Below are 13112 nucleotides of genomic sequence, written 5' to 3'. Positions count from 1 at the left end.
CTTTCTGTGTGTGCCCAGTTATTTTAATTACGCCAGCTGCAACACAATAACATGTTGTTTGTTACAGGAAAACTAGTAAATCTATAACTAAGCTAATAATTTATCATTGTAATTAAAATATGAATGTACTTCAATTACTATTTATGATTCGTTCATTATTGGTAAAATAATGTATATTGAAAATTTCGATTGTAGAAATTTATTATTATTATACATATCGCTATGGTTTATTCAAGGGCGATAACGTCCATACACGCCGATTATTAACAGTAAAAACAAACTGATAAAGGCTAAAGGCCAGCTACTCCCCAGCCACATATAAGGCGTATTACCCCGATAACCAGATATTTCTCCTTCCAGTACAGCAGCAGTATCAGGTTTCAGCTGTGTCACAATTTGCCCCTTGGGATTAATAATGGCGGTCATACCGGTATTGGTAGCGCGTACTATATAGCGCCCGGTTTCCAGTGCCCGTGCCTGTGACTGCTGCAAATGCTGCTGCATGGCATGTGAATGTCCGTACCAGGCCATATTGCTTACATTTGCCAGCAAACTGGCCTGTTTAGCTGCCGCGATTAATTCATCACCAAAACCGTCTTCATAGCAGATATTAAAAGCAACACGCTGGTTAGCTAACTGTAATGGCGCCTGAGCAGAACCACCTTTGGAAAAGCCTGTCAGTGGCATATCCATCCAGCGATACAACCAGTCCAGCAATAGCGGTAATGGAATATACTCACCAAATGGAACCAGATGATCTTTAGCATAATAAGGTAACCCGGTTTTAGATGGGGTGGCAGTAAAATTAACCACTGCGTTCTGATAACCGGTTCCATCTGCCGTATACTGGGGAATACCAACGGCCAATGCTGAACCATGTTTACGTGCAAGATGAGCAAATATATCCAGCTGTTCTGGTGCCATATCCTGCCGCATTACCGGAATGGCTGTCTCTGGCAGAATAACGATACTGGCACGTGTACTGGCTATCTGATCAAGATAGCGCTGTAGGGTTGGTTGTAATAAACGCTCATCCCACTTAAGTGATTGTGGAATATTACCCTGCGCCAGTGCAACTGTTGCATGGGTACCATCTGCCTGGGTAAAGTTGCATTGTAATAAAACCGCTCCTAGCAACCACACGCTTATCAGGCTTACACCACAACCAATCTTTGCCTTGCGTTTTTTTGCCAGCAACAGTTCAGCCAGCCATGCACCACTGGCAACAGTAACCAGTGTCACCAAAAAAATACCACCTACTGGCGCAAAACCGGCTAAAGCCGAATTTGCTATCTGGCTATAGCCCCAACTACCCCAGCCAAAACCGGTTAGCGCACGTTCTCGTACAAATTCAGCCAGTGTCCATAATAGTGGTAATACCACAGTATGACAGGTTGTACTGGAGAACCTGAATTTTCCCAACAACCAAAATACCAGAGCAGGATAAATAGCCAGATAGGCCGGTAACAACATGGTTAGTGGCCACGCTAAAAACTGTGGCAATCCAGCAATATCATGTAAGGCAATATCTATCCAGTACAGTAGTGCTGTATAGGCCGTTAGCGCCCAAAGATAAGCAGAACGAACACGCCATTGTGGCCGTGCAGTCTGTAAAATCAGTAACACGGCCAGCAAAACGGGTAACAGCCAGTAATGATAATAGGGAGCAAAAGCAAATGGCACCAGAGCTGCTGACAATAATAATAGCGGCCAGTACACCCATGCTCTTGCTAAAACAGTATAATATTTCATGCCAAAAGGATGTTGCGCAGACATATCCAGTTTATTAGTCACGTAAAGCTCCACAGCCTTTAGCCAGCCGAATCAAATCTGATTAATCACTATAGCCACTGTCAGCAAAAACTCGCATTTACCAGCCTAGCCTATATTTTTCTGCCAGTGCAAAAGCAGTATATTTCAGAAGCAGTGCCAAACCAATGGTATTTCCACACACAACTATATCAGGTACTTAAATATTAATGAGCATTATTTTTTACAGTCACCATTAATGTCTGTAAACGCCGTGCATCGGCTCTGGCTACAGTGAAATTCAATTTACCAATGGTAATTTTTTCACCCCGTACTGGCATGTGACCTAATTCCTGAATCACCAGACCACCAATGGTGTCTACTTCATCATCAGAATAATCGGTACCAAAAAATGTATTGATGTCTTCGATTTCTGTAACAGCATTCACGCGAAAGCGTTCAGCGGACACAGCAAAGATATTATCCGCACCATCATCTTCATCAAATTCGTCTTCGATATCGCCGATAATGGGTTCAATCACATCTTCAAATGTCACCAGTCCTGATGTACCACCATATTCGTCGACCACAATAGCCATGTGATTGCGTTGCTCACGAAATTCTTTTAGCAGCGTGTTCAGAGATTTGCCCTCAGGTACAAACACAGCCGGACGTAGTACCTGTTCTAGCTGGAAATGTTCACCTCTGCCCCAGTATTTAAGTAAATCCTTGGCATGCAGGATACCCAGAATCTCATCTTTATCCTCACCAATCACTGGAAAGCGTGAATGGGTTGTATCAATAATATAAGCAATAATTTTATCTAACGGATCTTCTATTCTAATCACATCCATCTGGCTGCGCGTTATCATCGCATCACGCACTTCCAGATCAGCAAAATCCAGTACATTTTCCAGACACTGTAAGGTATCTGCATCAAAAACCTGCCGCTCATGCGCTTCCCGCAGAGTTTGCAATACTTCTTCTTCAGTATCTGGAGCCTCTCCAGATATACGATTTACCAATCGCTCAAAAAATCCTGGTTTCGACGAACTTTCGTCCATAATCAATATTCATCCTGTGTATAGGGATTCGCATATCCTAACTGATGCAGGATACGGATTTCAAGCGCTTCCATGATTTCAGCTTCTTCATCATCAATATGATCATAACCCATAAGATGCAAAGTCCCGTGAACAGTCAGATGGGCATAATGCGCTATCAATGGTTTATGTTGTGCCATTGCTTCTTTTTCTATAACCTGAGGGCAAAAAATCAGATCGCCATTAAGTCCTTCGCTGTCAGGCAAATACATGCTTTCACCCTCGTTGAGCGCAAAGCTTAATACATTAGTGGCATAATCTTTGTGGCGGAAATCGTGATTGAACTGGCGTGCTTCTTCTTCATCACATAGCAATATAGCAATATTGGCACGTTTATAACTATTTTTACAGGTTTGCCACATCCACTGCCGCCACTGATTGAGAACTGGAATATGGTTAGCACTACTGCGGTTGTCAACATTTAAACTGAATACCTGATTCAAATGCTGTAAAACCGGCTTTTTCTTGGCAACTTTCATTTAATTTATTTGTAATCCTGATGATTATATTTTAGCAAGCACAACTGATAAATGCACTTATCCGGCCAAATCTGGCGATAATCGTCATTAAGCTGTTCTAATAAAATATAATATTTAATTTAAATTATCAGTAGTTTGTATGAAAAAACTGTTTAATATAGACTTATCTGTTTTATCACAAAGTTTATTATGATTAATGATAAACATATTGATAATTGCTTAATCTGCACTTCTTATCTGTATCCGCATAGCTCAGACAATTCATGCAACAGCTAAATTTAAATTTATTTTAAGATTAGACTAATTATTTATTATTATATGAATAATATAGTTGAATACATCAATACAACAAAATATATTCAGGAATATTATCAGCAGATACACTTAGGTTAGGCAGGGATTAAGGAATATGTTTCACCAATAACATAAAATCCATAAGCAAATTCAGTTTTAGTTTTAAAACATAAATTTTTTTATGGCAAAAGACATGTGGTAAATTAATTTTTCCCTATAGAATTATGAATTGTGCTGCTATTTTAAAACAGTTATCAATTTACTTCTGGATATTACAACCCTTTAACCCTGTCCAATTACTAGAAACAGGGTTTTCATCATAATAATCAGTTAACGTAAGATATCTACGATACTGCGGGCTGCGCGACGGGCATCCAGTAAAATTAGTCCCAGTTTGGCACCTTCATTGGCAGTCACTGCCAATACATTGGTATCTCCTGCCTGAATCAGCAGAATGTAACCATGCTTACCCTTAACCATAACCTGTTCCAGCTCATCACATTGTAATTCACGGGAAGTACGATTACCCAAAGCAAGCAGAGCTGCTGCCATTGCACCAACGCGGTCTGGATCAACACCATTCGGTAACAAGGTTGCTACCGGCAGACCATCGGAGGAAATTACAGCAGATGCAGTAATGTCAGCCGAAGAGCTATTTAAATCACTTAATACCGAAACCAGTAATTGTTCTTGCATCTTGATGTCTTTCTATTGATGTTTATTCATTTACCACATGAATGTCTTCACCAGCCAATACAAACAGGCCACGTACCATAGTGACGAAAGCTTCACTGTTAAGTAATGGCAATCCAGCTGTTACCAAAATATTTTTGGTATTCCCAATATATAATGGGAAGAATGTCAATTCACTCTGGCCAGCAGGATCACAGATCCCGATAGCATTGTTGTAGATATTGAGGTTATTTTTAATCAGCAGACTGTGTTTTTCTGTCAGTCTAGTTGCCTCACTGGCCAGATTAGCCACCTCTTCGGCAGTTTCATGATTAAAACCGACATTAGCAAAGTAAAAACCATCCTGATCAACCAGCAGTGCCTTATGGCTGTCTGACAGTTGACCCAGAATATCTTCAAATCCATCAGAAGTTACCTTAACCAGTTGTGAACTAGGTTTAGTTTCTCCATATAAGAATTCGAGGCGTTGTAAACGATACAATAAATTTAATGCAGTATGAACATCATCTGTTTCAGCCCATTGCCTCAAACGCTCTTCTGTTAATTTAGCATTAATATCTGCCTGCAGAATATTGGCCAGTAACATACGGCTGGCACTGTGACTTGGGCTAGATACTGCATAAAATGCACCCGCCGGCATCACTTTCGGATACAAATCATGATGTAGTTGTAATGTAGATTCCATACTGACTATCCTTCCAAACCTGGATCAATAGAATACAGCATAGCGGTAACCAGTTGTTTTACATCGTCCTCATTACGGGCATCAACCTCAAATACAGGTACATTGAGATTGTGTTGTGCCAGATACTGCTGATAAACATCCACACCTGGCTGTGGATTCAAATCCATTTTGGTAACCCCTACAACAACTGGAGCATCTTCCAGCAAATCGTGAAAAGAAGTAAGGAAAAATTTCAGGTCTTTCAGCGGATTCTGACGAGTGTTATCCAGTAGCAGAATCAACCCCATACTACCCCTGCTCAGAATGCTCCACATGAAATCAAAGCGCTCCTGACCCGGTGTGCCATATAAATGGACTTTAGTATGCTCATCCAGTCGAATAACACCATAGTCCATAGCGACAGTAGTATGACCTTTTCTGTCCTGTGTCATATCCGATGCACTGGCATCAGTCTGTATCGGAGGATCATCCGATAATGCGGCGATAGCAGTTGTTTTTCCCACCCCAACTGGGCCGGTAAAGATAATTTTATTTTCAACCATAATTACTCCCTGCTTAGGTATTAATTGCCACGCAAGCGACCCATCAAACGTGCCAGTAAACCTTTCGGCTTGTTTTCATCGCTTTCATTATGCTCTGTCGTTTGTACGCCAGCTGCTGGTTTGGTAACAGCCTGTGGTGCTTTCCGGGTCAGAGTCATTCCTTCTTCCTGTTGCGTAGCAGAATGAGTTAATGGCTGCTCGATAATCAGGGAACCAATTGAATATGTGGCAGCTATATAATTTAATACATCTTCAAGTGAAACGGGCAACAGCTTGTATAAAGTGTTAAGTGCTACAGGTGTACGCACCAGAAAAGCTGACAAGCGCATAGATTCAGGCAGATAAGCCATACGAGTCATATTTGGCCAAGCCTTCAGCTTGATAATTGTATCAGGTGTAATAGGATCGATCAGGCGACCACGAGCCGTCCATATCGACAACTGCCATATACAGGCTTGTAGAGTCAGTTTGGCTTTATCGTGCAGCTGTGCGGTTGGCGCAGATGCTGGAACAGCTTTTGTCTGCCATTCAACATCTGTTTGCATACACAACTGTTGTAAAGTGTCACTTTCAACTGCCAGCAATACTTTTTCAACACTTGGAAAAACAATTAGTACAGGCTTGTTTTCAAACAGGATTGCAGTGTCTTCAGTTTGCTGTGCCAGCTTTTGTACCATGCCCAGCAATGTTCCATCTGTATGGAAACGTACTACAGTTACTGCCTGCTGCGAATGATCCACAGCATTGTGCTCCTGTTGTGCAGTACTGGCCACAGATTGCTCAGTGGCGGTTTCTTTCTGTGCCGCTGCTTTATTGTCAGCCAGCCAAACACCATTACCCTGCTGCAAATTACGCAGATGCTGAAACAGGGTATCGAATCTGATTGGTTTCATCAGATATGGTGCTGTGAATGAGGGTGAATTACGACCAAAAAACACGACTACAGCATCAGGATATTTCTTTTTTACCTTTTGCCATACCGCTTCACCATCGGCTGCGTCACCATCTACCAGAATTAGTTCCGGCTGTACATTATCCTCAGGCTGAATCAGCTGGTAGTTAACACTATTGTACATTTTAAATGCCATGCGCAACATGGCTGTCTGGCGATCATCCACATTGACGAGCAAAACATAGGCAGTTTTTACTTTAGGTATTGAATTGTTCATCATTGATTTTGCACACCACCGTGGTTAATACGTTTCAATAATTGACTCATAGCAAGTACAACTTCTTCAGGTGGCGTCTGAATTTCAGCACGGATTACCTGTAACATTTTTTCCAGACGTGTCCATTCTTCTGCACGTTCATACAAGTCAAATAAAGTAATGTAGAGCTGTGACTCCTGTGGATAAAGCAGGACTGATTTTTCCAGTAAATCCGTTGCTTCATCAAACTGACCAAAAGTAAGCAATGATTCAACATCACGCAATACACGCTCTGCCGGCGTCTCGGCAACGTCATTATCTGAGGCAGCCTTGTCGACCAATGACAGGCGTTTGGCCTTGAGTGCACTGCTATTCACGGGCAAATAGCCCAGCGTTATCCCAATATCGCGCAGCACAGTTTCATTAGGCTTGGCCTCAAGCTGCTCAAACATTGGATGTTGCCCAAGACTATAGCCCCAACCCAGCATGCGTTCCTTTATAACATTACCGTACTGACCCAAAGTATAGTATAAACGCCACAGATGCTGAGCAAATACATTGATATTATTGCGTCGGTAATCCAACGCCAAGGCATCAATAATCAATCCGGCAGGTTTTCTGGATGTCTTAATAGCCTTGTTCAGGCAGCGGATAGCTGCATCATAGGGCAATTGCTCTTTCAGTAATACATAACTGTTTTCCGGTTTGGAGAAGCTTAGTAGGACATCACGCTCATCGCCACGAATTTTAAAATTACCCATATTACCTTCAACCAGTAATTCATGTGGCTGTTCAGTGATATGTTGGGCATTACTGGCAGACTCGACTTCCGGTCTGGTATCTTCTGGTTTTTTATCCTGATTGATACCAACTTCTTTTTCCGTTTCCTTAATGTCCCACTGCAGCAGATCTTCTGCCAACACACGCAGGCCCAGGTGATTCTCATCTAGGGCAAGGCCTTGACGAATCAGATTTTCCAGCTCAGGCCGTCGCAGATAATTGCGATACTGATCAATTACTTCAGCAAGCTTATCTGTATTTTTGGCTTCTACACATAACTCGGCCAGTTCATTGACCAGTGTATTGGCCATTGCCGGACTCTGCTGAGCAGCATTCTGCTCCAGATATGAAGCAAGTGAGTCAGCAGCTTTCTGGAAGTAACCAAACTGTTTATAAACCTTATATTCAGTAAGGTGATCCACAGTGGCAACAGAAACTGTAGCCTTGTCTGGCTGCATGGGTTGCCAGTCCCAGTCTTCATCTGCCAGCGGTTCTGCCGCTTCTTCGCCAGCTGGTGCAGCCTTGCTTTCTGTACCTTTATTACGTTTGGATGCAGATTGTTTTTTGCGGGTAGCACTTTTGCCTTTGGCATGACCTCCCGCTTTCTGCCGCTTTTTCAGCACAAGCAATACAACCAGCAATATGACTAAAAGGGCAATAGGCAAATATAACTCCATAATTTACATCCCTTTTATTGTAGTTAACTGCCAGATGCATGAGCGCATGGTTAAATGCATGTTTTTCATTTACGGTAACGCTTCACATACAATTGTCAATACTTTAAGTATTTTACCTTAGCTTGCACTTGTTCGCCAGATTTTTATTTAACCTGAGGCAACATTCCGTTAGGTAATAGTTGCCATATGTAACCAGGATACTTCATTTTACCAGCCAGAATGCCGGCATCATCGCCATAACCCCAGAAATAATCTACTCTTGTGGCGCCATTGATGGCACTACCGGTATCCTGTGCCATGAGTAGCCGATTTAACCCATAACCACTGGCCGGATGTGTTGTTGCCACAAATAGTGGTGCACCAAGGTTAATAAAATGACTGTCTACAGCAGCAGAATATCCTTTGGTAAGTGGTACACCTAATGCACCTGTGGGCCCACTGGCAGGTTCTGCTGATGCGCGAAAGAAGACATAGCTGGGATTTTGCCCTAATACTTCGGCCAACTGCTGCGGATGTTGTTGTAACCATGCCTTAATACCCTGCATTGATGTCTGTGCCAGAGGCAAATAACCCCTGTTAGCCATGTATTTACCAATTGATACATAAGGGTAATCATTTTTATCGGCAAAACTGAGACGCAACATCCGTCCATCTGGTGCTTTCAGCTGCCCTGACCCCTGCACATGCAGAAAAAATAACTCTACTGCATCATTGGCATAACCCAGAATAGGCGCTTTGCCATTGAGTGCTCCGGCATTGATTTGAGCCCGAGTGTAATACGGGACAAGCTGATTACCGCTTATCCGGCCCTTCAGTGCCCGTGTTTTCTCATTCAGATGAAAAGAGGCCAGATTGGCCGTGTAATTTCCACTAGGCGTAATAACTCCACTGTTTGCGCCGGTAAGGCGAATACGAACAATTCCCTGACGCTGCCCTGAACTGAGTGGTACGACGACAAAGTCACTAGGAATACCATAAATGGGAAAACGCGCCTGTGCTGTCTGTCTGGTATCGCCCAGCAGCATGGGTTCGTAATAACCGGTTACTGTACCGGCCAGTTGTCCGTTCTGACTGACTTGCCATGGCGTGAAATAAGTTTCAAAAAATGCTTTGGCTTGATGATTGTGCCGGGGTGTACGTGCTGCCTGCTGACACACGGTCTGCCAGGCTGGCTGTATTTGCAGTTTGCTACAGCTGGTTTTAAATGCTTCTAGACTATCGATAAATGACTGGTTTGACCATTGTGGCAGCTCCTGATAGGAGACTACCCGATAGCTGACACCGGCTTTACCCGGCGTATAGACATAGCTTAATGGCAAGGGTTTGTCCGGTGTCAATGCACTTTCTCCACCAGACAGGATTCTATCTGCTGGTTTATGACTGAGGGTACAGGCAGCCAGAAATAACACACTAAACCACAGCACCCAACGGCAAATTAAGCTGAATTTCATTGATGGCATAATTTTTGACATATTCTTTAATAGAAGACGATACGGACATAAGCCGTATTTTCACATCATTATGACAGTCATCCACGCCATTAAACAAGGGCAACAGGCCGCCGGATTTTTATCGGGATATCCGCTTGTGCATAAACGGAAGCTGAACACTCTGTTACAATAGCTTTTTTAGCCAAATCAAATATCTTGTTACGCCATGAGTAAACCCACCCTGACACCGATGATGACGCAATATCTGGCCATTAAGGCTGACCATCAGGATAAGCTGCTGTTTTACCGGATGGGCGACTTTTATGAGCTGTTTCTGGATGATGCTGTTGAAGCTGCACGTTTGTTGGATATTACGCTGACTACTCGTGGGCAGATTAACGGGGAGCCCATCAAAATGGCTGGTGTGCCCTATCATGCGGTGGAACAGTATCTAGCAAAGCTGGTAAAGCTGGGCAAAAGTGTGGCCATTTGTGAGCAGACTGGTGAAGTGGGCGCAAGTAAGGGGCCGGTAGAACGGCAGGTTGTACGGATTGTTACGCCAGGCACGCTGACTGATACAGCATTGCTGGAAGATAAGGAAACCAACCGGATTGTGGCGGTTTCTCTGCTGAAAAAACAACTTGGTGTAGCTTGGCTATCGCTGCAAAACGGGGAATTCCGCTGCAAAATCATTTCGCCGGAAGCTCTGCCGCATGAACTGGCTCGCTTGCAGGCTGCGGAAATTCTGCTTTCAGACCAGACACAGGACAAGCTGGATCTCGCTGGCCAAGACCGGCAACTGACCCGTTTACATGCATGGCAATTTGCAGCTGATACGGGTGCCCGTATGATTCAGCGCTATTTTGGCAGTCAAGATTTACGTGCTTTCGGCTTGCAGTCAGGCGAACATGATGCTGCTATTGGAGCGGCAGGGGCTTTGCTGAATTATGTGCAGCAGACACAAATGCAGTTACCTAAACATCTGGATAGTCTGACTCTGGAGCAGGAATCCGCTTATATCGGCATGGATGCAGCCACTCGGCGCAATCTGGAATTAACCCAGACATTAAGCGGCCAGAAAGCGCCGACACTGTTTTCGGTTTTGGATCATTGTGCAACGCATATGGGTAGCCGTCTGTTGGCACAGTGGCTGCACCAGCCGTTACGCCGACGTGAGCAAATTATCGCCCGCCAGCAGGCAGTAGCGGCGCTGGCACCACAGTGCACACAAGTTACTGCAATGTTAAAACAAGTGGCGGATATTGAGCGTATTGCCGCGCGTATTGCAATTGGCAGTGCGCGGCCGCGTGATTTATCGGCTTTGCGTGACAGTCTGGCGGTTTTGGCCGCTTTTCGTTTGGAAGAACCTGACCAAAGTAGCCTGGTACAGACTCTGCTGGAACAGTTTCCGCCGGCAATGCCTGTAGCTCAACAATTAACTATGGCCATTATGCCTGAACCAGCAATATGGTTGCGCGATGGCGGAGTGATTAATGACGGTTTTGATGCCGAGCTGGATGAGCTGCGTCGTCTACAGAATCATGGCGATGAATTTTTGCAGCAACTGGAAAATCGGGAACGGGAGCGCACAGGTTTATCCAGCCTGAAAGTCGAATTTAATCGAGTGCATGGGTTTTATATTGAGTTGAGCAAGGTGCAGTCTGAACAGGCACCGGCAGACTATCAGCGACGCCAAACGCTGAAAAATGCTGAACGTTATGTCACACCTGAATTAAAGGCTTTTGAAGAGAAAGTGCTGAGTGCGCAACAAAATGCACTAGCCCGGGAAAAGCAGTTATATGATGCTCTGTTGTTGCAGTTACAGGCTGAGCTGCCGGTATTGCAACGTTGTGCCCGCGCTGCTGCTAGTCTGGATGTATTAACTACGCTGGCTAGCTATGCTGAGACTGAACATTACTGCTTTCCAAAATTGGTGAATTATCCGTGTTTACAGATTAGTAATGGCCGCCATCCTGTAGTAGCGGCACAGGTTAGCCAGTTTACCGCTAATGATACCCAGCTTGATGATAAACGCCGCCTGATGTTGCTGACCGGCCCGAATATGGGCGGTAAATCGACGTATATGCGGCAGGTAGCTTTAATTGTGTTGCTGGCGCATATTGGTGCACCGGTGCCAGCAGACAGTTGTACTCTGGGAGAGTTTGACCAGATATTTACCCGTATTGGCGCTTCGGATGATCTGGCTGGCAACCGTTCTACCTTTATGGTGGAAATGTCGGAAACTGCCTATATTTTGCATCATGCTACTGACCGCTCGCTGGTATTAATGGATGAAGTTGGCCGTGGTACATCTACATTTGACGGTTTGGCGCTGGCACAGGCCATTGCTGAACATTTGCTGCAAAAAAACCGCAGTTATACTCTTTTTGCTACTCACTATTTTGAATTAACCAGATTGCCGGAACAGTATGCGCATGCATTCAATATGCATCTGGCCGCACTGGAGCAGGGGCAAGATATTGTTTTTCTGCATCATATTGAACCCGGACCAGCCAGTAAAAGCTATGGGATAGCGGTGGCGAAACTGGCCGGCTTGCCTGCACGGGCGCTGAATGCTGCTTACCGGTATTTGCAGGCACTGGAACAGCATGCTGCTAATGAGCAGCCACAACTGGATATGTTTCAGGCACAATCAGAAGATGTGGTAGAAGCAGAGGTGGCCAATGCCGATGCAGACACTTCTTCTACAACCATGATGCCGGCGGATTTATGTGCTCAGCTAAATGCTCTTCATCCCGATGAGTTGACGCCTAAAGCGGCTCTGACTGCGGTATATGATTTGGTACGCTGCTGGAAAAATCATCAGCAAAATCAATAGTCATAATAAAATATGTATGGTTAATCCGCTTTTTAGTTGACATTGCGCTGGTTATCCGTATAATGACTTTCTTACCAGACGCGGGGTGGAGCAGCATGGTAGCTCGTCGGGCTCATAACCCGAAGGTCGTAGGTTCGAATCCTGCCCCCGCAACCAGATTTTTAAATGCCCTGTTTCAACAGGGCATTTTATTTTGTCTGTTTAATTTAGATAATAGCCCAATCGATTGAAATCAATGTTTAATGCGGTCAGGTACCAGCTCAACTATGGTTTTGTTGTTACATGCTGTATACAGATTTTTGCGGCCGGTCATGCGGCAATAAATGCTTGCTGGTATATAACAAGCCATTAACGTTTATGTAACACCGTTAAACTTTATTCTGCTTAGGCTGTTTCGTTGTTCAGCCAATAACTATATCAACATCTTTATCATATTGCTGGTGGCAATCAGTATTACAGCCAACCTGTAAATTGCAGATTCTGGTCTGAAAAATAGATAATCAACCATTTCTGTCTGTTCTTCAATTTGAGATAGTCGTTAAATTTAAAGATTGCGTTCATTTGCTATAAATTAATCAGTCTGTATGGTCAATTTATTGTTTATTCTTCACTGTATCAATTTCATTATCTATTTTCTTCATTTAAATACATGAATTAATGCTCCCGGCTGCGAAGCAGGAATGCTGTGGTAAT

10 protein-coding genes and 1 tRNA gene are annotated in these 13112 nt (G+C 43.9%); 2 read left to right on the top strand and 9 right to left on the bottom strand.

Annotated elements, in window-relative coordinates:
• Nucleotides 1-231: 231 nt before the first annotated feature.
• The 9 genes from lnt to mltA form a co-directional block, all read right to left on the bottom strand.
• The gene (gene lnt, locus BGI33_RS10725) at nucleotides 232-1794 is read right to left on the bottom strand and encodes an apolipoprotein N-acyltransferase (RefSeq protein WP_373884212.1); all 1563 of its coding nucleotides are present in this window, start codon (nucleotides 1792-1794) and stop codon (nucleotides 232-234) included.
• Between the two features lie 182 nt (nucleotides 1795-1976).
• Nucleotides 1977-2813 (bottom strand): HlyC/CorC family transporter, encoded by an 837-nt coding sequence (locus BGI33_RS10720; protein WP_100091178.1) that lies wholly within the window; start codon nucleotides 2811-2813, stop codon nucleotides 1977-1979.
• 2 nt (nucleotides 2814-2815) lie between these two features.
• Nucleotides 2816-3331 carry an rRNA maturation RNase YbeY gene (ybeY, locus tag BGI33_RS10715; RefSeq protein ID WP_100091177.1) on the bottom strand — a complete coding sequence of 172 codons (516 nt, stop codon included), beginning with the start codon at nucleotides 3329-3331 and terminating at the stop codon, nucleotides 2816-2818.
• Nucleotides 3332-3955: 624 nt separating this feature from the next.
• Nucleotides 3956-4321, bottom strand: a complete 366-nt coding sequence (locus BGI33_RS10710) for a roadblock/LC7 domain-containing protein (RefSeq protein WP_100091176.1) — start codon at nucleotides 4319-4321, stop codon at nucleotides 3956-3958.
• Between the two features lie 22 nt (nucleotides 4322-4343).
• Nucleotides 4344-5003, bottom strand: a complete 660-nt coding sequence (locus tag BGI33_RS10705) for a peptidase M23 (RefSeq protein WP_100091175.1) — start codon at nucleotides 5001-5003, stop codon at nucleotides 4344-4346.
• 5 nt (nucleotides 5004-5008) lie between these two features.
• Nucleotides 5009-5545, bottom strand: a complete 537-nt coding sequence (locus BGI33_RS10700; protein WP_100091174.1) for a GTP-binding protein — start codon at nucleotides 5543-5545, stop codon at nucleotides 5009-5011.
• 20 nt (nucleotides 5546-5565) lie between these two features.
• The gene (locus BGI33_RS10695) at nucleotides 5566-6717 is read right to left on the bottom strand and encodes an alpha-glucan phosphorylase (protein ID WP_100091173.1); all 1152 of its coding nucleotides are present in this window, start codon (nucleotides 6715-6717) and stop codon (nucleotides 5566-5568) included.
• Nucleotides 6714-8150 carry a hypothetical protein gene (locus BGI33_RS10690; RefSeq protein WP_180296999.1) on the bottom strand — a complete coding sequence of 479 codons (1437 nt, stop codon included), beginning with the start codon at nucleotides 8148-8150 and terminating at the stop codon, nucleotides 6714-6716. The genes BGI33_RS10695 and BGI33_RS10690 overlap by 4 nt, the downstream gene beginning before the upstream one ends.
• Before the next feature lie 143 nt (nucleotides 8151-8293).
• Nucleotides 8294-9601 (bottom strand): murein transglycosylase A, encoded by a 1308-nt coding sequence (gene mltA, locus BGI33_RS10685; RefSeq protein WP_100091172.1) that lies wholly within the window; start codon nucleotides 9599-9601, stop codon nucleotides 8294-8296.
• Between the two features lie 205 nt (nucleotides 9602-9806).
• Here mltA and mutS point away from each other — a divergent pair, with 205 nt between their 5' ends.
• Together mutS and BGI33_RS10675 are read left to right on the top strand one after the other, a co-directional pair.
• Nucleotides 9807-12419 carry a DNA mismatch repair protein MutS gene (gene mutS / locus BGI33_RS10680; RefSeq protein WP_100091171.1) on the top strand — a complete coding sequence of 871 codons (2613 nt, stop codon included), beginning with the start codon at nucleotides 9807-9809 and terminating at the stop codon, nucleotides 12417-12419.
• 79 nt (nucleotides 12420-12498) lie between these two features.
• Nucleotides 12499-12575 (top strand) — tRNA-Met (locus BGI33_RS10675).
• Nucleotides 12576-13112: the final 537 nt, after the last annotated feature.

Origin of the sequence: Snodgrassella alvi (genome assembly GCF_002777425.1) — a bacterium.
GTDB classification, from domain to species: Bacteria; Pseudomonadota; Gammaproteobacteria; order Burkholderiales; family Neisseriaceae; genus Snodgrassella; species Snodgrassella alvi_B.
This window is presented reverse-complemented; position numbering and strand designations above follow the sequence as displayed.